This is a genomic window from Micromonospora sp. NPDC047738, assembly GCF_040642675.1.
In the GTDB taxonomy this organism is placed as follows: domain Bacteria; phylum Actinomycetota; class Actinomycetes; order Mycobacteriales; family Micromonosporaceae; genus Micromonospora.
In genome coordinates this window covers 1-20,782 of the sequence record NZ_JBEYSO010000053.1, presented here as the reverse complement: position 1 = coordinate 20,782, position 20,782 = coordinate 1, and the positions used below count along the sequence as shown (strand labels likewise).

General features: G+C 69.4%; 13 protein-coding genes, 1 tRNA gene and 4 pseudogenes. 12 read left to right on the top strand and 6 right to left on the bottom strand.

All coding sequences use genetic code 11. From position 1 onward, the window contains the following. Positions 1-103: 103 nt before the first annotated feature. Complete coding sequence (locus tag ABZ783_RS35965; RefSeq protein ID WP_357447163.1) at positions 104-388, bottom strand: hypothetical protein; 285 nt, start codon at positions 386-388, stop codon at positions 104-106. Continuing rightward, positions 385-732 (bottom strand): annotated as a pseudogene (locus ABZ783_RS35960) (hypothetical protein); the annotation flags it as partial. The pseudogene ABZ783_RS35960 and the gene ABZ783_RS35965, both read right to left, overlap by 4 nt. A gap of 232 nt (positions 733-964) precedes the next feature. Between ABZ783_RS35960 and ABZ783_RS35955 the strand changes: the two are divergent. Continuing rightward, a complete protein-coding gene (locus ABZ783_RS35955; protein ID WP_357447159.1) occupies positions 965-1,225 on the top strand; it encodes a GntR family transcriptional regulator in 261 nt (86 codons plus the stop codon). A 1-nt stretch (position 1,226) separates the two neighbouring features. Beyond that, complete coding sequence (locus ABZ783_RS35950) at positions 1,227-2,426, top strand: hypothetical protein (RefSeq protein WP_357447156.1); 1,200 nt, start codon at positions 1,227-1,229, stop codon at positions 2,424-2,426. Between the two features lie 294 nt (positions 2,427-2,720). Here the strand turns inward: ABZ783_RS35950 and ABZ783_RS35945 are convergent, their stop codons facing one another. After that, a complete protein-coding gene (locus tag ABZ783_RS35945) occupies positions 2,721-5,129 on the bottom strand; it encodes a DUF4062 domain-containing protein (RefSeq protein WP_357447153.1) in 2,409 nt (802 codons plus the stop codon). Positions 5,130-5,415: 286 nt separating this feature from the next. On the opposite strand from ABZ783_RS35945, the gene ABZ783_RS35940 reads away from it, so the two are divergent. Then, positions 5,416-5,973 (top strand): hypothetical protein, encoded by a 558-nt coding sequence (locus ABZ783_RS35940; protein ID WP_357447150.1) that lies wholly within the window; start codon positions 5,416-5,418, stop codon positions 5,971-5,973. Between the two features lie 13 nt (positions 5,974-5,986). Here the strand turns inward: ABZ783_RS35940 and ABZ783_RS35935 are convergent, their stop codons facing one another. After that, complete coding sequence (locus ABZ783_RS35935; RefSeq protein WP_357447147.1) at positions 5,987-6,559, bottom strand: transposase; 573 nt, start codon at positions 6,557-6,559, stop codon at positions 5,987-5,989. Positions 6,560-6,581: 22 nt separating this feature from the next. Between ABZ783_RS35935 and ABZ783_RS35930 the strand changes: the two are divergent. Both ABZ783_RS35930 and ABZ783_RS35925 read left to right on the top strand, forming a co-directional pair. After that, a pseudogene (locus tag ABZ783_RS35930) lies at positions 6,582-6,860 on the top strand (tyrosine-type recombinase/integrase); the annotation flags it as partial. A 1,461-nt stretch (positions 6,861-8,321) separates the two neighbouring features. Then, positions 8,322-9,338, top strand: coding sequence for a recombinase family protein (locus ABZ783_RS35925; protein ID WP_357447200.1), 1,017 nt, complete (start codon positions 8,322-8,324; stop codon positions 9,336-9,338). Here ABZ783_RS35925 and ABZ783_RS35920 read toward each other — a convergent pair. Beyond that, a tRNA-Leu gene (locus ABZ783_RS35920) sits at positions 9,294-9,377 on the bottom strand. The genes ABZ783_RS35925 and ABZ783_RS35920 overlap by 45 nt on opposite strands. 234 nt (positions 9,378-9,611) lie before the next feature. Between ABZ783_RS35920 and ABZ783_RS35915 the strand changes: the two are divergent. After that, positions 9,612-9,785 (top strand): annotated as a pseudogene (locus tag ABZ783_RS35915) (tetratricopeptide repeat protein); the annotation flags it as partial. Here the strand turns inward: ABZ783_RS35915 and ABZ783_RS35910 are convergent. Further along, the gene (locus ABZ783_RS35910; protein ID WP_357447203.1) at positions 9,771-9,935 is read right to left on the bottom strand and encodes a hypothetical protein; all 165 of its coding nucleotides are present in this window, start codon (positions 9,933-9,935) and stop codon (positions 9,771-9,773) included. The pseudogene ABZ783_RS35915 and the gene ABZ783_RS35910 sit on opposite strands and share 15 nt — an antisense overlap. A gap of 2,154 nt (positions 9,936-12,089) precedes the next feature. Between ABZ783_RS35910 and ABZ783_RS35905 the strand changes: the two are divergent. The 6 genes and pseudogenes from ABZ783_RS35905 to ABZ783_RS35880 form a co-directional block, all read left to right on the top strand. Continuing rightward, positions 12,090-12,539 (top strand): annotated as a pseudogene (locus ABZ783_RS35905) (fibronectin type III domain-containing protein); the annotation flags it as partial. Between the two features lie 212 nt (positions 12,540-12,751). Beyond that, positions 12,752-15,316, top strand: a complete 2,565-nt coding sequence (locus ABZ783_RS35900; protein WP_357447197.1) for a fibronectin type III domain-containing protein — start codon at positions 12,752-12,754, stop codon at positions 15,314-15,316. A 32-nt stretch (positions 15,317-15,348) separates the two neighbouring features. Continuing rightward, on the top strand, positions 15,349-16,344 hold the full coding sequence (locus tag ABZ783_RS35895; protein ID WP_357447144.1) for a MoxR family ATPase: 996 nt from the start codon (positions 15,349-15,351) through the stop codon (positions 16,342-16,344). A 3-nt stretch (positions 16,345-16,347) separates the two neighbouring features. Beyond that, entirely contained in the window at positions 16,348-17,496 is a 1,149-nt protein-coding gene (locus ABZ783_RS35890) for a DUF58 domain-containing protein (RefSeq protein ID WP_357447141.1), read from the top strand. A gap of 92 nt (positions 17,497-17,588) precedes the next feature. Continuing rightward, a complete protein-coding gene (locus ABZ783_RS35885) occupies positions 17,589-19,859 on the top strand; it encodes a DUF3488 and transglutaminase-like domain-containing protein (protein WP_357447194.1) in 2,271 nt (756 codons plus the stop codon). A gap of 272 nt (positions 19,860-20,131) precedes the next feature. Beyond that, on the top strand, positions 20,132-20,782 hold a 651-nt coding region (locus ABZ783_RS35880; protein ID WP_357447138.1), incomplete at its 3' end, for a PQQ-dependent sugar dehydrogenase.

Sequence of the window (20,782 nt, the reverse complement as noted above, 5' to 3'; positions counted from 1 at the left end):
AGCGATGAACTGGGACCGAACCAGTGACCTCTTCGGTGTGAACTCTCGGCGAGCCGGTTGGATCAGGGTTGATGCGAGGTCAAACGGCCTACTGGCGCGCTTCTCAGCTCGGTTCGGCTGGCACGGTTGCTGTACATCCCTGCTGTACTGCTGGCGTCGACCGATCAGCCGCCCTGACCCATCCGAGAAAGCGGCGGTGCAGCACGCCGGCCGGCGCCCAAGGCATGTCTTCGGTGGCCTGGACGAGAAAGCTGCCGAGGTAGAGGGCCAGCGACACCGGAGCATCCGCATACTCCGCCCGCAGCTCCCGCTTCCGCGTCGGGCAGGGCCAAGGCAGGTCGCAGCCGCCGCAGCTCCAGATCGGCATGACCGGGCCGTGGGTAGTCACCGCACACCGCCGAGAAATCGGGCGGTGATCGTCCGGGCCTGCCGGCTGGTCGCCCAATCCACCTGCCAGCACGGGTACGGCGCCAGCCGCGACCACCACGCTCGGCAGCCGGCGCACATGCCATCGAGCCCTCGGACGTGCACCGCGAGGATCACCTGCTCCTGCGCGTCGCTCACTGCTCCCCCTCCCCCGGCCAATGGCCACGATTAATCGGAATCCGATGCCGGACGCGGCATGGCAGCTCGGCACCACACCGGCAGACCCGCCGCCACCGCCGCCAGCACCAGACAGGCCGATGCCGCCTCACGAGGGTCAGCGCGACCGCCAGGACGTACTCGTTGTAGGAGACCCGCCTCATCGGCTCACCACTCGCCCAGAGCCATGAACTGTCGTGCCAGCCAAAGTGAAGGGAGCACTCCCGCCTCCTCGTGCCGCAGCTATCAGAGGCGTGGATGCCCGATCGCGGGGGATGCGCCGGACATCCACGCCAGCGAGGACGGCCCACAGCGCCAAACGAGGGAATCGACCTCCTCGGCAGCCCCGCAGCTAGCGTTGGGTGGTCAAGGGCTGGCGTAGGTGGTCTACTCGTGTTGCCAACCGAGGGGAAACACCGTGCCACCGCGTTACCGCTACGAGCAGATCGCCGACAACCTCGCCGAACGCATCGCGTCCGGCGAGTTCCCACCCGGCTCCAAGCTTCCCAGCCGACGTGAGTTGATCGAGCACTACGGCGTTACGGAGCCCGTGATCGACCGCGCCATGCAGGTGCTACGGATCAAGGGAATGACTGAGACACTACCGGGCGTGGGAGTTTTCGTCGCCGCGGCGGCACTCTGAAATGACCGAGCGTTCCTCTATCCGAGTCGGCAACATCGACGGCTTTCTAGCACGCGCCGCCCTCCCAGGCGGCAAGGCAGAGATGATCACAAGCGCGATGGTGACTGCCGACGACTCCCGGTTCTACCTATGGCTAAACGCGCTGGAACCAATCCTTCTCGCGCCGGCAGGAATAGCCGGCGACGGCCTTACGAGGTTTCTAGCGCTAATCCACGCCGACAACGAGGCCGAAATCTTCACCGACTACCATCCGACGGTGACAGGACGCGCGGTCGGCAATATCACAGCAGGTGAGCAGGTCGCAGTTGCTCAAGTGCGGGATATAACCCGCTACGAGATCCCCGACGTTAACGTACGACCAGGGGATAAAGCGGTATGCGTAATCAAGTCTGGCTGGCGATTCGGTCTGTTCTTCGACTTTACCGGCAAGATCAAAGACAGCGATCATCTTTGGTCACTCCTGGGCGAGCTAAGTAACATCCTGCACCTCAGGAGAGACTTGCAAGCGTTGCAGGACGCTGCCGACCTTGAATCCAGGCCGTATGTAATGACCGAGGGCAAGACCGACGAGATGCACATCGCGGCCGCGAGAAAGCGCGTTGCCCCAGCGCTCGACTTGGGGTTCTACACTCCCGACGACCACATGCGCGGCAACGATCGGCTCCTGCAAGCCTGCGAATTCATGGCCTATGGCGGACGACCGAATGACAACAAAATAATCGCCGTCTTCGACAGCGACGTGGAGAAGGTCGTCCGGAAACTTCGAAGCATGAACTCGAATTCTGCCCGCTTTCAAAGCTGGGGCAACAATGTCTTTTCACTAATCCTTCCAACTCCCCAGCACCGCCCACCGGACGCAGGAATATGCATCGAAGATCTTTATATCGATGCCGACCTCGCGAAGTCAGACGATCAGGGCAGGCGCCTCTACTTTGAGGATGAGCTTGAACGTCGACCAGCCGCCGACGGCAACGGACCTATCTATGTTACGCGGTCCACGAACCAGCCAATACCAAGGCACCGACAGCTTGCCAGAGCGCGCGCCGAGAGAACGGTAAACGAAGCCGGCGAACAAGTTGCCATTTCTAAGGGGCGGTTTGCCGAGTTGGTTCGAGACGGACGCGGGCAGTTTAGTGAAATGGACTTTTCCGGCTTTACTGAGCTATTCGACATCATTGAAGAGATAATCGACATCCATTAGGCAGCGGCGATCCGGTTACTTTGAGTAGTCGCCTAGCTCAGCGAAGGCTCAGACTGCCCGGAGACGGCCAAGCCGACCCCTCGCTTGTAAGTTCTGGGCGCTTCGTCCGGCTGGGTCGATCTGCGTACCTAACCTCGGGCTTTGGTCCGCAGCTCTCCGGCCTTGTCCTTATCTATCTGGCCCCCTATTGCTGTCACCGTTGCTGTCGGCAGCATCAGGGCTGTCGGGGCTCGCGCTGGTCGGCGGTCGATGCTTGCAGCCTCCACAGTCGACTCGCGGGATACGTGGGAGGCGTCATGCTAAGGAAGGAACGCAGGGCAGTCCAGCGACCTGGGGAGGCGCATACAGCAACCTGTCCAACTCTACGACGACATTGTAGTAGTAAGTGCCTTCTGGACCGTCCGGATAATCCAGCATCAATTGCCTAAGGCGTTCGATACTCCAACGTTTCCGCAAAGCAGCCAAGGCAATTATCCTGACGGGATCATGTTCGCTGTATAAGAGGTCTACAAGCTCAGAGTCCTGCACTTCCGGCATCTCCACCAGCACCTCAGCACCTGCACGGGCGGAAGTTGTTTCTTCATGCCGTGCAAGTTCCCTAGCCACCTCTACTCCCCCGAGTCGAGCAACCTGCTTGAGCACCGCCTGGCGGTCCTCCCCCAGGTAGACATCGCTTGAGGCCTCCAACAAGATCTGCGCATCGCGAGGACCTCCAACCCTTGCCAGGGCCATCGCCGCCGGGCCTTTGGTGAACCAATACCCCCGTTCCAGCTCTTTTCGTATGCGCTCAGCATCCTCGGAGGTGCGCTTGGCGGCCGGCAGGTCAGCCAGCACGGTTATAGCAGCTCGGCGCGCTCGGCCTTTCAAATACTCTACTAGACTCTTACCTTCGCTCGCGCCGCTCAATCCCGCCAATGCGCCATCCAACATCGCCGCATCAGTATCCAGAAGCTGACGGGCCTCCTCCGCCATCTCGTGACCCAGCTTCCAAGCCAGCGCTTCCCAGGCCTCAACCCCACTAATCAAAACTGACGTGCGGGCTCGCAAGCTGTCTACGTCCTGCACCAACGCTTCGAAACAGAAATCCAAGTCGTCGTCAATCTGCTTTTTGTCAAAGCCCGACAATGCCTCCTTGATCCACTTCGGCTCCATCGCTCGTATGTTGCTGAGGACCACCGCTTGATGGTCTTTCTCCTTCACGCCCAGAGCTCGATGAAGAGCTGTTTGTGACAGGGCATCTCTGCGCACCAACTCAGCTAGGACAGCAGCAAAGAGGCTTACGTTTGAATGCCGGGCATTTAGCAGTTGCTCAAGCGACTCAACCTCTGCTGAACTAATCGACGCTCGGATGCGCTTCTCGATCCACGTCGGAATTCGATATTTTGATGCCGCCACCTCGACGAGGGCATTCACAGAGCCAGCCAGATATTGTTGTATCGCCCAAATCGAGTTCGACCCTCGCGCATCGTCAAGTCCAGCACGGATCGCATCAAGCAGCGGCAGATCAGTCTCTTGCGCAACCTCCGCTATGTAGGCCAGCGCTGAATCGGGTATCTCGCGGTCTCGACAGGCTTGCATCCAGAAATCCACGGGAGACGACCCTCGGTCGGCGGCTACGACCTCAATCCCTTCGCTGTTTGTTGTGGTGGCGGAAGGCGTTCCCCAAAGCTTGTGAGGCCGCAGTCTAAGTTGGCTAAGGAGAATGAATGCACCATTAGCCACCACAGATTCTTCGCTCAGTACAAAGTGGGCAAGATCGTCGCCCAATGCTGCAATACCTGCCCCATCGTGATGAGCAGCAAAGTACCAGCCAGGAATGACTCTTCCCCAGCCTGTAACACCTGAACTGGCTACATCAGCTGCGAACGACCCTAGCCACTTATTGAACTCTGCAGCGGTCAGGGCCAAGGCTTCGCGCTTCTGATAGAGACGATTCGCCACGTGCACTGGAAGCCGGGGGTAATCCCGATTAATGGACATTGCGAAGAGCAGTAAGCGGTCCGCATCTAGAGGTCGTCGAACCTCAGCCCCCCCTACAAGTTCGACCCACGCTGAAAGCACGTCTCCAACCTGGGTGCGCGCTTGGTCAAGATCCTCGGCTGGATCTTCGATAACGGCCGGCAGATTCGGCGGCGAGTTCTGTGGAGCCCGCGGCATTACACTCTTCAAATCCCCGACAAGGTGCCTAGCAAAGAACTTTGTTAGATCCGCTTCTAGGTCGCCAGCAGAATCAAACTCGCGGTATAGGATCGTCTTTTCGCTCTGTAGACGGCGCTTGAAGGCGAGCACCTTTGACAACTCCTGTCCCGGATCTGCGAGCACATCATCCGGGACCCTCTTGAAGTACATACCGATGACGGGAGCCTCTGAATTCGACCGCCTAGAAAGAGCCCGCTCGAATTCCTCTTCGAATCCGGATGAGTGAGTTCCTGTAGGGCTGCCCCAGCGGCGATTCATGATGCCAATGAAGATATCGCACTCGTCTACATGCGGATTAATCAGCGCTTGGGGTCGCCCGTACTCCGGTTGGACCTGTTCCCAGCCCACTACTTGCAGCCGAAAGCCGGCGTCGGAGCCCATAATTTCGTGCGCGCCTGCCGCCGCACGGTGAACGGCCTCTCGCTCTTGAGAAACGTCACTCGACGATGCAACGAAAACCAAGAGTTCCCGAACGTCTGCCGGCACTGCCCCTCCTGGTGGCATTCAATTTCTGGGGATAGCGATACAAACTATCACGAGGGGCTATGGCTTGGAAATCCACGATCAAGATGCGGTGTGTGCCGGAGAGCGGACGCTAGCAGCCAGAATGCGGGTCCAGGCGGGCTGTCCGTGGCCCATCATGTCGCCGACCGGACCAGGCACTGGTACTACCGCCTCTGGGACCGCCTCACCCGTGCGCTGTGTCCGCTATATCCCGCTACCCACCGCAAGTCCGGTTTCAGGTCGGTGCGGGTACTACCCTCCGGGTCAGGTTCGGCACACTAGGGCCATGAGGGCTAGGTTCTTTGACGACTACTTCCGCACGCGTACGACCAGCGCCGAGCAGGTGAGATCGGCGGTGTGGAACTCCTCGACCGACATTGACGCTTACGCCGGGGCAGGCGAGAAGTACCATGCCGCAGTCCTAGAGCAGTACCGGATATACGTCGAGATGGCCGACCGCGTAAGCGCTCGGCGGGGCGCTACCAATACATTTTTCCTTACCCTTAACACGCTGATCTTCACCACCGTCGGCGTTTTTTGGAAGGACCGCCCCATCGCCTCGACCTGGTACTTGGCCTTTCCGCTCTTGGCATTGATTGCACAGTGCGGCGCCTGGCTATGGCTCGTCCGCTCCTACCGCCAACTCAACTCGGCCAAGTACATCGTAATCGGGGTGTTGGAAGAGAGGCTCCCGGCCTCGCCATACTGGCGGGCGGAGTGGACAGCGCTGGGCGAGGGTCAGGACAAGTCCCGCTACTGGCCTCTTACTCACATCGAGCAGTGGATTCCGCTACTTTTTGCGGCCGCCTACATCGCCGCCTTCGCCACGGCACTCATAGCATGACGAGCGTCATCTACTAGACGCGGATCTGCCATCCCGATGCTGACTCGAAAATCGGTGAGTGAGTGGGCAGGCGGTAGCACCCGGCGGAGCGAAGCGGAGCCGGGTGGGTTGGGTGCTTCTGGTTAGGCGATGGCTGGTTGTGGTGAGGGCTGGAGATCGACTTTCTGGCCGGTGAGGTGTTCGAGCTGACGGATGAGATCACGTTGACGGCGCTGCTTGCTGATCCTCGACTCGTGGAAGCCGGGCCCAGGTCCTGGTAGCGGGCGTCGGGGTCGGTGAGCAGGTGCCAGACGATGGTCAGTACTGAGTTGCCGGCTGCGACGATTGCCCGTTTCTTGCCTCGTCGGCGCGCCAGGCGACGGTAGCGTTCGCCGAGGAAGGTGCTGGTGCGGGAGAGTCCGGCGACTACCTCGCCGAGGGTGGCGGCCAGCCAGGGGTTGCCCTTGCCGGTGGAGTTGGCCTTCTTGCGGCCGGCTGACTGGGCGTCGATGGGGCTGAACTTGGCCCAGGACACCATGTGCGCGGCGGTGGGGAAGACGGTCATGTTTACGCCGATCTCAGCGATGATCTCCTGAGCGGAGCGCACGCCGACTCCGGTGATCTCACACCTCGTATTAACCACCCGCTATGGCACACCGATCGAGCCCCGCAACTTCCAGCGCTCCTGGCAGACCCGCTGCGAGAAAGCGAAGGTCACGCCGATCACCGTCCACGACGCCAGGCGCACCTGCGCCACGCTGCTGGCCGACCTGGACGTCCACCCGAGAGTCGCGATGCAGATCCTCCGGCACGCTCGTTTCTCCGTAACCATGGAGATCTACACCCAGGTTTCGTCGAAGGCGACCCGGGAAGCCCTCAAGCGCCTCGGCGACTCACTGGGCCATTGACCGCTGCTGTACAAAGCTGCTGTACGGAGCAGAAAGGCCACCTCCCGAAGCCGGGAAGTGGCCTTTGACCTGCGTGGGCGATACTGGGATCGAACCAGTGACCTCTTCGGTGTGAAGAGAGTGGTCTTCCGAACTTCACCGGGCCTCGCAGACGCAGGCCCCACCGTCCCGCAGCCGCTGGCCCGTCTTGAGGCCGCCAAGGGATAGCAGCCCAATGTATAACGCCCGCACTGCTCAACGAGCGGCCGATGTCTGACGGCATCGGCCGCTTCTTCATGTCCGCCGGGACCACCCGGCATCGAACCATCTTCGGAGGCCCTCTCCCATGACAACCCCTCCCATCCGACACTGCGCGAGCCTCCAACGCATCGAGCTCCCGCGCCACCACATCTCCGGCTCACGACACCCACGCCCGCGTCGCTCTCGAGCCCACCCTTCCTTTCGACGAGGCCCTGGCAGTTGAGGAACAGACGATCCGCGTTCACCGACGGGTGCCTGCGCCGGCCGAGCCACCGGACGGAGGCGCATGACGCTGCCGTCGGATCGCCATCATCAGCAGCCCAGAAAGTCCAATCCGGCGACGGACTCGGCAACGGACAAGCGACTTGACCAGCGCAGCGAACGCGACGGTTCATGGACGGTCGAAAACGCCGACTGCGCTGCGACGACCGGGCACATCAGAGTGCAGGCTCCCCGCCAGCCACCCGAGCTGCACCCCGGCGCCGCTGCCGCCCTGCTGATGCTGCTCAGACGCGTCAACGACCGCCGCACGGATAACTCGAGGAGAACGGATGACCACCCCTCAACCGAAACCCTTCCGCCTTCTACGGCCGCATGTCGACTGAGGACAACCAGTACCCAAATCGTCCCGGAGCTGGCAACTCACTCGAGCGACCACACTCATCCAGCCCCACGGCGGACACATCGTCACCGAGTACTTCGACGTCGGCCAGAGCCGCTCCCTCCCCTGGCAACGCCGGGCCCAGGCCAGCCTGCTTCTCGCGGCGCTGCGCGACCCGCGGCGTGGGTTCTCCGCTGTCGTCGTCGGCGAACCCCACCGCGCCTTCTACGGCAACCAGTTCGGCCTGACGGTGCCCCTGTTCGCCCACTACGGCGTCGAACTTTGGGTGCCGAGATCGGCGGCCCCATCGACCCCGACAACGAGGCACACGAACTCGTCATTTCCGTCTTCGACGGCATGAGCAAGGGCGAACGCAACCGAATCAAGCTCCACGACCGCCCAGACCCTCCTCGAGGGCCGCTACCTAGGCGGACGCCCGCCTTACGGCTACACCCTCCGAGACCTCGGGCCCCACCCCAACCCCGCCAAGGCCGCCGACGGCAAACGCCTCAAGGGCTTGACTCCCGATCAGGAGACCGCGCCGACCGTCCGGCGGATCTTCGCCGAGTTCCTCGCCGGAATCGGGCTCTTCGCCATCGCGGAAGGACTCACCGCCAACCATGTATCCTGCCCGTCGGCGCATGACCGCCCGCAACCCGCACCGCAGCGGAATCGCCTGGTCCCAGAGCGCCGTTCGGGTCATCCTCACCAACCCCCGCTACACAGGGCGGCAGGTGTGGAACAAGCAACGCACCGACGAGGTGCTGCTCGACGTCGACGATGTGGCAATGGGCCACACCGGCGTCATGCGCTGGAACACCCGAGACAAGTGGATGGTCTCAAAGGAAATCACCCACGAGCCGCTCATCGAAGATGCGACGTTCAAGCAGGTCCAAGCAATCCTGCAACGGCGCGGACGGGGAACCGGCGGTCAGCACGTCAAGCAGCGCACCCGGAGCCCGTACGTCTTCCGCGGCATGATCTACTGCGCCGCCTGCGACCGACGCATGCAGGGCCAGTACAACCACGGCGACGCCTACTACCGCTGCCGCTTCCCCCAGGAATACACCCTCGCCGGTCCCGCATCCCCGCAACGTGTACCTACACGAGGACGCCCTCACCGACCCCCTCGACACCTGGCTGGCCTCTGCCTTCACACCCACTGCATCGAACAGACAATCACCGCGCTCGCCGACGCCCAACCCCTGAATCATTCGCCCGCTCCAGCCACGGCTGCCCAGGCGATCATCAACGAATGCGACGCAAAGCTGGAACGCTACCGAGCGGCCCTCGATGCCGGCGCCGACCCGGCAGTAGTTACCGGGTGGATCGGTCAAACCCAGACCGAACGCGCCCGCGCCGAAGCAGATCTTGACGCGAACGCGGGCAACAGCCCACGCCGGATGAGCCGAGCGGAAGTCAGAGGCCTGGTGACGGCCCTCGGCGACATCGCCGCCGCCCTTCGCGACGGCGACCCCGCCGACAAGGCCGAGGTCTACCGCCAGCTTGGCCTTCGGCTCACCTACCAACCGGAAACGCTAAACGGTGCGCGCTTCAGTGGATCTAAGCGCGCACCGTTGGGTAATGGTTTGTGTCCGAGGGGGGACTTGAACCCCCACGCCCTATACGGGCACTAGCACCTCAAGCTAGCGCGTCTGCCATTCCGCCACCCGGACCTGCTCGTCCAGCCTACCCTGTCGACCACGGCGACTTACTCACCGGTTCGGTCGCCCTCGTGGGCCGCACGGGGCATTACTGTACACGGCCCAGATGGATCATGCACATCGCCGTTCCGGCTGCCCGTTTCCGCAGGTCAGGGCGACGAAAACGGGATCGACCCGCAAGACCCCATTCCAGATCGGCCGGGGTCGGGTAGCGTCCGACGCCCGATTCCGGGCAGCATTGCTCACGTGTCACACCCCTCCCCTCTGACCGCCGCGCAACACCACGCCCTCGCCCTGCGTTCCGCCGGTGACCTGGCCACCGCCCGCCGCCTGCTCGACGACGCGATCGCCGCGGCCCGGCCGGCCTACGGGGAGGACCACCCCGACGTGCTGGCCAGCGGCCACCTACTCGCCCGCCTGCACCGGGAGGCCGGCGACCCGGCCGCCGCCCGGCGGGTGCTGGAGCATGCGTACGCGGCCGGTGAGCGCCGCCGCGGCGAAGCCGACCCGCTGATGCTCGCGCTCAGCTTCGATCTGGCGGGGGTGGCGGAAGAACTCGGCAACCGGCACGAGGCCCGTCGCAACTACACGCGAGTGGCCACCGCCGGGCCCGCGGTGCTTGGTCCGGACCACCCCGCGGTACGCACCGCGCGCCAGTACCTCGGCGGCTCTGCCGCCGCTGCCGCCCCGCAGCCTGGCCCGGCCGCGCTGTCCGGGCCGACGATGTCGCTGCCGGCCATGCCGGCCCCGCACCAGCCCCCGGCGGTGCCGCCCGCGCCCGGGGTGCCGGCGGCTCCCCGCCCGGTGCCACCCGGTCCCGGAGCACCGGGGATGGCCTCGCCCGCGCCGGGTACAGACCGGGCGCCGCAGACCGGGACGGCCCGGCTGTCGCCCTGGGCCCCTCCCGCCCCTGGTCCGGAGGCGCCCCTGCCCCCGGCGCCGGTCGTCCCCGCACCGGCACCGGTCCACGCGGGTCCCGCCGCGACCCCGCTGCCGCCGCCTCCGATCATCCCGGTGCCCGCCTCGGCCGTGCCGGTCCCCGCGCCGTCCGCCGCCGTCGGGCCGGCTTCCGCGCCGCCGGCACTCCCGCCGGCGCCGGGTCCGATTCCGCCGGTCCCGCCAGTCGTCTCGGCGGCGAGCCCAGCGCCGCCGGTCGCGCGGCCGCCCGTACCGGGGCCGGTGCCACCGGTCGCGCCGTCGGCCGTCTCCGCTCCGCCAGTTGTCTCCACGCCGCCGGCCACCCTGCCGCCGGCACCGGTCATCCCGGCCCCGCCCGGCCCGGCCTCGGCGGCGTCCGGTCCAGCCGGTCCGGGATCCCCGCACATGCCGCCGGCCGCCCGGCCGATCCTGCCGGCACCACAGGTCCCGGCGCCGATCTCCGCCCCGCCGCGATCCGGCACGCTGCCGCCGCCCCCACCCGTTCCGGCACCGGCGGTGCCGCCCGTCGCAGGCGGCGCGCCAGGCTTCAGACCGCCATTTAACGCGCCCACCTCGGCTTCTCCGGTCGTCGCGGCGCCGCACCCGCCCGCGCCTACGTCGGCTCCCCCGGTGGGACCGGCCGTCGCGGCGCCGCACCCGCCCACGCCCACCTCGGCTCCCCCCGTGAGCCCGGCCGTCCCCGCGCCGCACCTGCCGCCCACGCCCATCTCGACTCCGCCGGTGAGCCCGACCCCGCACGGGTCCGACCGGCCGGCGGCGGGTCAGGGCAACCCCGTCGGGTCCGCCGAGTCACACTCGTCCGGCACGCCCGCGCCCGGCTGGGCGACGCCGACCATTCAGGTGCAGCAGATCGGGCCGCTGCTCCGTGAGGAGGCGGAGCGGTCAGCCGCTGCGTCCCCGGCCGCCACCCCTGTCGGCGGGGCACCGGTCACCGCCCCGCCCGTCAGCGCTTCTCCGGTGAGCGGCCCACCGCCCACCGGGTCCCCGGGCCGCCCGCCGGTCAGCTCCGCACCGGTCAGCGGCCCCCCGGTAAGCGCAACTCCGGCCGCCAGCCCGGCCCACGCAAGCGGCGCGCCGATCAGCGCCGCACCGGTGAGTGGTCTGCCGGTGAGCGCACCGCCCGTCAGCGGGCCACCGACCAGCGCACCTCCGCCCGGGGGCGGTCCGATGAGCGCGCCGCCACCCATGAGCGCCCCGCCCGTCAGCGCCCCACGGGTCGATGTTCCGCCGGTCAGCGCGCCGCCCGTAACCGGTCCGTTCCCCGCCGCGCCGCAGCCGCCGGTGGGCCCGCCCGCGGCGGTGCCCCCGGTGAGCGGTCCGCCGGCGTACCCGATCAGTGGGCCCCCGGCGTACCCGGTGAGCGGGCCGCCTGTGCACCCGGGAGATGGGCCGCCGGTGAGTGGTCCGCCGGCTGTCGCGCCGGTCAGCGGGTCGCCGGTGCCGCCGTGGGGGCTGACCGCCCCGCCGTGGAGCAGCGCCGCCCCGTCGCAGCCGCTCGACCGGCCGGGCGACACCGCGCCGCAGCCGCTGGACCAGCCTGAGGACGCCCCGCCGCAGCCGGCGATGGACGAGGTGGCGCAGGCAGACCCGGGGCCCGGGGACCAGGCCGGGCCGGAGACCGGCGACGGCGCGCGGCGGTCGCTGCCGGTCTACGACGAGTTGCTCGAGTTTCCCGAGCCGAAGCACCCGCAACCGGCGCCGAATCCGCAGGCGTACCCGGAGCAGGGTGCCTGGCCGGTGCCGGCGCCGTTCCACCAGCCGCCGGCGTACCCGGTGGTGGAGGAGCCGGAGCCGCGGGGCCGGAACCGGACGGCGGTGGCCGTGGTGGTCGGCGCGGCGGTGGTCGTGGTGGTGGCCGTGCTCGGTGTGGGCGTGGTGCTGCTCAACCGCGACGCGGCGCCACCGCCACCCGTGTCCGGTCCGTCGCCGGGGAAGCCGAAGGTGAGCGGCCCGCCCCCGGGTGATCTGCGGTTGCAGGACGAGGCCACGACGATCACGGTCACCTGGTCCGACCCGACGGACGGCGGGGTGCCGTTCGTGGTGGCCGGCGGTCGGGCCGGGCAGAAGCTGGGGGTGATGGCTACGGTCGACCCCGGGGAGACCCGCTACACGGTGAACGGGCTGAGCGCCAAGCTGGACTACTGCTTCACCGTCCTCGCGGTCTACTCGACGGACACGTACGCCACCTCGGGGCAGGTCTGCACCGACCGGAAGGGCGGTACGGGGACCCGCTGACCAGTTTGGTCCACGCACGACACGCTGGGTGTCCACAGGCGGACGGTCCGGGTACCACGGTCGTCGGGCGGCCCCTATGATGGCTCCCGGCTCTGGGGAGGGTCCACCCGTGCGTGGGCGCCTCCCGCACCGAGACGGGGAGGCATCCGGGAGTGGCCACCATCGAGGACGTCACGAGCACTGGGGCGCAGGCGTCCCGACCCCGTACCCGGATGCGGGGCGGGCTGGTCACCATCGGCGTCGTGGTCGCGCTGCTGGCCGCGATGGGGTTGACCGTGCTCGGGCTGGGCGCGGCCGACAACGCGGTGGCCAACTACGACGCGAGTTCGTGGTTGTGGAGCACCACCCGCAGCGAGATGGCCCGGGTCAACGGGCTGACCGCGCGGGTGGACACCCGGACGGAGGTGCCGGGGGCCCGCCGCCACCAGATGCAGGTGGCCCAGACGGACCGGCTGCTGATCCTGCGTGACCTGAACACCGGCCAGGTCAGCTCGCTGGACCTGGCCACCCTGCAGATCACCGCGACCACCCCGACGGCTCCCGGCCTCGGGGTGAGCGTGGCGCTGCACGAGGATTCCGCGTTCGTGGTCGACGCGGTGCAGGGCATCGTGCGGCAGCTCGATCCGCGGGCGCTGACCCCGGTGGGCGAGCCGGTCCGCTATCCGCCGGGTATCACCGGTGGGGCGTTCGACGGCGCGGGCCGGTTGTGGATCGCCGTCCCGGGCGAGGGCACGGTCTCGGCGGTCACCGCCGCCGAGCTGCCGGCCACGCCGGGCGCGGCGCCGCCGGCGGGTCTGAGCCCGAAGCGGGTCGAGACGTACGACGTTGCCGAGCCGAGCCACGAGCTGGTGGTGTCCACCCTGGACGACGGCGTCGCGGTGCTGGACCGCACCTCCGCGTCGCTGGTGACCGTGCAGGGCGGCCGGACGCAGCGGGCCAAGCTGACGATGACCGCCCCGGGCAGCCTGCCGCCGCGCACCAGCGGCCCGCAGGTGCCGGTCACGGTGGCCGGCACGCGGAAGGTGCACGTGGTCCGCGACGGTGGTGAGGTGCGGCAGTTCACCGTTCCCGGCGCGGGTGAGCGGCTCACCCCGGCGGTGGCGTGGGCGGGGCGGTTCTACGTCGCCGACGAGAACACCGGCGCGGTCTTCTCGTTCGACGCGAACGGGCAGCTGGTGGACACCATCAAGGGCTCCGGGCGGCCCGGCCCGATGGAGCTGGAGGTCCGCGAGAACCGCCTGTTCATCAACCCGCCGAACTCGTCGACCGCGCAGGTGGTGGACGACAAGAACCAGGTCCGCGACGTCAACAAGTACGCCAATGACGTGCTCGGCGGTGACCCGCCGCCGGCTCCCCCGCCGCCGCCCCCGCCGAAGAAGCCGAAGGTGGGCAAGCCGGGTGCGCCGCGGGCCGTCACGGCGGCCGCCGGTGACGCGTCGGCGCGGGTCAGCTGGCAGGCGGCGGCGGCGAACGGCGCCGAGATCACCAAGTACGTGGTGGAGGGCGCCGGCCAGCGCCACGAGGTGGGCGCGAACCAGCGTGCCCTGGAGGTCACCGGGCTGACCAACGGCGAGACGTACACGTTCGAGGTGCACGCGGTCAACGCCAAGGGCGACGGACCGGCCCGCAAGAGCAACCCGGTCACCCCCACGGCGGAGGTGCCGGACCCGCCGGCCAGCGTCACCGCGCAGGCCCGGCCGGACGGCACGGTGCTGGTGAAGTGGCCCGCCGCCAACGGCCAGGGCAACACGGTCGCCAGGTACGCGGTCACCGCCACCTCCGCCGGCGCCACCGCCCCGGCCGGCGAGTCGCGCAAGACCGAACTGGTGATCCCGGCCGGCCAACTGGAGTACGGCACCCAGTACGCGTTCACGGTGGTCTCGGTGACCGACAAGGGCGCTGGTTCGAAGGCCTCGCCGGTGAGCAACACGGTGGTGCCGTTCGCGGCCCCGGCCGCGCCGACCGAGCTGCACGCGGCCACGGTCGCCGACCAGCCGGGCACCATCTCGGTGCAGTGGGCGCCTTCGGTCGACAACGGCCGCCCGGTCACGAAATACCTGGTGGACGTGGGCGGGAAGACCAGCGAGGTGACCGACACCCAGACCACGGTCGGTGGTCTCGGCAACGGGCAGAACGTCACGGTGAAGGTGAAGGCGGTCAACGAGGCCGGTCCCGGCGCGGAGGCCAGCACCACCGCCCGGACGGTCGCCGTGCCGCGGGTCACCGTGACCGGCTCGTCGGCCGACGCCACCTCGGTGACGGTGTCGTTCACCGTGGACGCGGGCGGCGGCAAGGCCACCTGCTCGGCGACCACGGGCGGGCAGACCGCGACCGGAAACTGCTCCAGCCTGCGAGTGACCGGCCTGACGCCGGGCACCGCGTACACGGTGACGGTGACCGCGACCAACGCGGCCGGCAAGGGCACCGCCACCCGGGCCCAGGGCACCGACCCGCTGTACGGGATCGCGACCTGCAACAACGGGCCCTCCGGTGACCAGCGCACCTACTGCAACGCCGACGTGGCCGGCCGCAACGGCAACGAGATCTTCTCCGTGCCGCATCAGGTCAACGGAAAGCAGGTCGGCTGGGCGTCACCCGGCACCCGGCTCCGCGCGTACTGCCGGGTCCAGGGCGAGAACATCGACGCCTGGATCTACAACAACAACAAGCAGAGCACCTGGTGGGTGCAGGTCGAGTACTCGGGACGGAACTACATCCCGTGGGCGTGGCTGAACCTGGAGGGCGGCGACAACATCAACCTCCTGCCCACCTGCTGACCGCGTCACCGTCTCGAGGAGCACCCGCGCACGTGAACACCCAGGAACCGCTCACCCAGCCGGAGGTGCAGGGCTTCGCCGCCCTCGCCGCCCGGCTGGCGGAGAACGTCAACGCGGTCGTGCTGGGCAAGCCGCAGGTGGTCCGGCTGGCGCTGACCGCGCTGTTCGCCCAGGGGCACGTCCTGCTCGAGGACGTGCCCGGGGTCGGCAAGACCACCCTGGCCCGGGCGATCGCGGCGACGGTCAAGGGTCAGTGGCGGCGCATCCAGTTCACCCCGGACCTGCTCCCCTCGGACGTGTCCGGGGTGACCATCTTCAACCAGGCCACCCGGGGCTTCGAGTTCCATCCGGGCCCGGTCTTCGCCAACATCGTCATCGCCGACGAGATCAACCGGGCGTCGCCGAAGACCCAGTCGGCGCTGCTGGAGGTGATGGAGGAGCGGACGGTCACCGTGGACGGCGTACGGCACCCGGTGCCGCAGCCGTTCCTCGTGGTGGCCACCCAGAACCCGGTGGAGATGGACGGCACCTACCGGCTGCCCGAGGCGCAGCTCGACCGGTTCCTCGTGAAGCTCTCCGTCGGCTATCCCGACGAGGCGGTGGAGGTGGAGGTGCTGCGCGGCGCCACGGTCCGCTCCCCCGACTCGCTCAGCGCGATCACCGACACCGCCACCATCGGGGAGATGGTCCGGATGGCCCGGCGGGTGCACATCGCCGAGCCGCTCTACGCGTACGCGGTGCGGCTGGCCGCGGCCACCCGCAACCACCCGCAGGTCCGGGTCGGGGTGAGCCCCCGGGGCGTCATCGCACTCACCCGGGCGGCGTGCGCGTACGCGCTGATCGACGGGCGCGGCTGGATCATGCCGGAGGATCTGAAGACCCTGACCGAGCCGGTCTTCGCGCACCGGCTGCTGCTCACCCCGGACGCCCAGGTACGCGGGGTGACCGCCGCCGAGGTGCTGCGCCAGGCGGTCGCCTCGGTGCCGGTGCCGCTGCCGTCGGGCCAGCCCGCCCCGGTGCACGGCTGAGCCGTGGGGATCACCGCCCGCGGCGTCGGGCTGCTCGTCGCCGCCGTCGTGCTGCTCGGCGTCGGCTTCCGGTACGCGTACCCGGAGCTGACCGTGCTCGGCGCGGCGGCCGGCGTCGCCGTCGGGTACGCCGCGGTCACCGCCGCCTGGCGGCCGCGGCTGGCAGTCGACCGGGTCGCCGACCCGGACCGGGTGACCCGAGGTGAGCCGGCCGCCATGACGCTGACGGTCCGCAACACCGGCCGGCTGCGGGCGGCGAACCTGGTCGCCGAGGACCGCTGCGGCGGACGCCTCGTCCCGGTGCCGCTGCTGCGGCTGCGTCCCGGCCGGGACACCGAGGTCCACTACGACGTGCCGACCCACCGCCGGGGCGTGGTGCCGGTGGGGCCGCTGCGGGTCACCCGCCGCGACCCGCTGGGCCTGGTCGCGTTGGCCCGCTCGTACGGGGGCACGGTGCCGGTCTGGGTGCACCCACGGATCCACCCGCTGACGGCAGTGCCGACCGGGGCCGGCCGCAGCCTGGACGGGCGGACCGACAGCGTCCCGCACGGCTCGATCACCTTCGACTCGCTGCGGGAGTACGTGGTCGGCGACGAACTGCGCCGGGTGCACTGGCGGACCAGCGCCCGGGTGGGCGAGCTGATGGTGCGGGAGAACGTGGACACCAGCCTGCCCCGGATCGTGGTGGTGCTGGACAACCGGGCGGCCGCCCATCCGGAGCGGGTGGACGGGGTCGCCGAGTCGTTCGAGTCGGGCTGCGAGGCGGCCGCGTCGGTGGTGGCCGCCGCAATCCGGGAGGACCTCCCGGTGAGCCTGCTGCTGGTCGCGCCTGACGACGACTCGACCGGCGGCGGGCCGCTGGACCGGCTCGCCGCGGTGGAGCTGGCCGACCGGGGGGCCGACGCGCTGCGTACCGCGCTGAGCCGGCTGCGGCAGGAACGGCTCGGCGACACCCTCGTCTTCCTCACCGGGCCGGGTGCCCGCAGCGAGCTGGGGTACGTGGGCGCGCTGCGCGGGGCGTACCCGTCGGTGGTGGTGGGGATGTTCGGCGCGGCCGACCCGACGCCGGCCGGCGCGGCGGGCCTGGTGGTGGTCGACGCGGCCGACGGCGCGGAGTTCGCCGCCGAGTGGGACGGGATCCGCCGGTGGTGACGGTGTCCCCGGCCCAGGCCCGCGCGGACGGACCGGGCGCGCCGGCCGGAGATGACGCCGGGCCAGGCGGACGGTGGGCCCGGCTGCTGCGGGTGGTGCCGGTGCCGCTGGCGCTGATCACGATGATCGCCCTGGCCGGCGTGGTGCTGGGCCGGGTGTACGCGGGTCCGCTGCTGACCCGGCTGGTGATCGGCGCGGCGGTCGGCTCGGTGCTGGTGAGCGTGGCCGCCCGGCGGCTGCCGTCGTGGCTGGTGGCGCCCGTGTCGGTGGCCGCCCTGGCCGGGTGGACGGCGCTGTCGTTGCGGCTGGCGGCAAGCCACGCCGGGCTGCCCGGCAGCCTCGGCGAGGTGACCGCGGACGCCGCGCGCAACGCGATCCCCCGGCTGCTCACCGCGATGATCCCGGTGGAGCCGGCGCCCGACACCGTGCTGGTGCCACTGGTCGCCGCCTGGCTGGCCGGGCTGACCGCCGCCGAGGTGGCGCTGCGGACCGGCCGGGTGCTGCTCGGCTACCTGCCGCCGCTGCTGCTCTACGCGGGCGCGGTCTACGTAGTCGGGCCGAACGCAGACCCGGCAGTCTGGCCGACCGTGCTGTTCGCCGCGGTCGCCGCGGCCGGTCTGGCGATGCCGTCCGGGCAGCGCACCCCGGCCTCGGCCGACCCGGCGGCCGGCCTGGCCCCGGCGGTACGCGCAGCGGTGCGGCTGCGGCTGCTCGCGGCGAGCGCGGCCGGGGTGGCGGTGGTGGTCGCCCTGGCTGCCCTGCTCGCCCCGGTGGTGGCCGGCCAGGTGGACGACCGCCCGGTCGACCCGCGCCGGTACGTGGAACCGCCGCAGGTGGAGTCGCTGGACGAGAACCCGCTGATCCGGATCTCCGGTTGGGCACTGAACCCGGACCAGCAACTGCTGGACGTGCGCACCGAGCAGGACGCTCCGGAGCAGGGCGCCCGGATCCGGCTCGCGGTGCTCAGCGACTACGACGGGGTGACCTGGCGGGTCGGCGCCACCTATCGCAACGCCGGACGGATCCTGCCCGCCACGCCCACGGACACCACCACCGACACGGTGCGCCAGGAGATCACCGTGGCCGACCTGACCGGGCGGCTGCTGCCCGCCGTACCCACCCCGCGTGAGGTGACCGGCGCCCGGGTGGCGTACGACCCAGCGACCGGGACGCTGATCCGGCCGGAAGGCCTGACCCCCGGGCTGCGCTACACCGTCACCTCGGCACGCGAGCGCCCGGACACGAACCTGCTCGCCACGGCGAACGTACCGGCCGGCGACCCGGTGGCCCGGGTGCTGCGGGTGCCCGACGGGGCACCGGAGCAGCTACGCCGGCTGGCCACCCAGCTCGCCGAGGAGAACGGCGCCCCCTACGCCCGCGCCGCGGCGATCCAGGACTTCCTGGCCGAGCACTACCGGGTGACCGCGGACGCGCCGAGCGGGCACGCGTACCCCAACCTGGCGTTCTTCCTGTTCGGCCCGCGCAACGGCGGCGGGCAGCGGGGCACCTCCGAGCAGTTCGCCGCGGCGTTCGCGGTGCTCGGCCGGCTGGCCGGCCTGCCCACCCGGGTGGTGGTGGGCTTCACCCCCAAGGGCGACGGGCCGGTCCGCGCGGCGGACGCCCTCGCCTGGCCGGAGGTGCTCTTCGAGGGCGTCGGCTGGGTGCCGTTCGACCCGATGCCGCGGCCGGACGAGGAGCCGCGCCCGGTGGAGGAGGACTTCCGCCCACCCCCGGACGACCCGCCCCCGTCGCAGGTGCCCGAGCCGACGGCGGAGCCCACCGCGACTCCTCCGGCCGAGGCCGCACCCGGTCCCGCAGCCGGCCGGCGTGGGCCGGGCACGGCGGTACTGGCCGGCGCCGGCACGGGCGCTCTGGTGCTGCTGATCGGGCTGGCGCTGCTGGCGCTGGCCACGCTGCGCCGGAACCTGACCCGGGCCCGGCTGGAACGGGGTGACCCCGGCCGGCGCATCGCCGGCGCCTGGCGGGAGCTGACCGACGCGCTGCGGCTGGCCGGTCACCCGGCCGGCGACGACCTGGCGGCGGCCGAGGTGGCCGCGCAGGCCCGCCGCACCCTGGCCGAGGCCCGGGCGGCTCTCGCCGGGGGCGGTGGCCCGGTGGTACCGGACGGCGACCCCTCGTCCGGGTCGAATGGTGCGGTCGCAGACCTGCCGGGCGGGGAGTTCGACGAGTTGGCCCGGCTGCTCAACCAGGTGGCGTTCGCCCCGGGCACCGCGACACCCGATCAGGCGGACCGGGCGGCGACGCTGGCCGGTGGATACGTCTCGGCACTGCGCGACGCCCGGCCCTGGTGGCGGCGGCTGCTGTGGCGGGTACACCCCGGCCCGCTGCGGTGGCGCCGCTGACCACGCGTGCGCCGGCGAGCGCCGGTAGCCGGGCGGCGTGGGCCCATCTTTTGGCCGGCGTCGCCAAAAGTTCTGCCGCTCTGATCGAAATATCTAGACACATCTATAAAACTTTCATAGTGTGACCGCGCGGCCCGAGAGCGCTCTCTCGATGATCCATCGGCGCCGGACGTGGAGGTGTGCTCGACGACGCGGGCCGGCATCGGGGCAACCTCGGCTGCGGCGCGGAGGCGCGCGCCCTGCCTGACGGTTCGGTCAGGAAGGGGATCCACATGAAGCGACCCCACCCCACTCGTCGATGGCGACCAACGGCGGCCGCCCTCCTCCTGCTCACTCCGGGGCTCATCGGGGTCGCCGCGGCGACCCCGGCCGCGGCGGCGATCAACCCCGCAGACTTCCAGCAGGTCACGCTGGCCAAAGGCGTGGCCGAGACCGGTGAACCCATGGCACTCGCGGTGCTGCCGGACCGCTCGGTGCTGCACACCGCGCGCAACGGCACCCTGCGCCGCACCGACGCCGCCGGCAACACATCGGTGATCGCGAACATCCCCGTCTACACGCACGACGAGGAGGGCCTGCAGGGCGTCGCCGCCGACCCGAACTTCGCCAGCAACCGCAACATCTACCTCTACTACGCGCCGCCGCTGAGCACCCCGGCCGGCGACGCGCCTGCCACCGGTACCGCCACCGACTGGGCGACCTGGACCGGGGTCAACCGCCTGTCCCGGTTCACCCTGAACGCCGACTACACGGTCAACATGGCCAGCCAGGCCACCGTCCTGGAGGTGCCCACCAGCCGCGGCATGTGCTGCCACGTCGGCGGCGACCTCGACTTCGACGCGGCCGGCAACCTGTACCTGTCCACCGGCGACGACACGAACCCGTTCGAGTCGTCCGGCTACACGCCGATCGACGAGCGCACC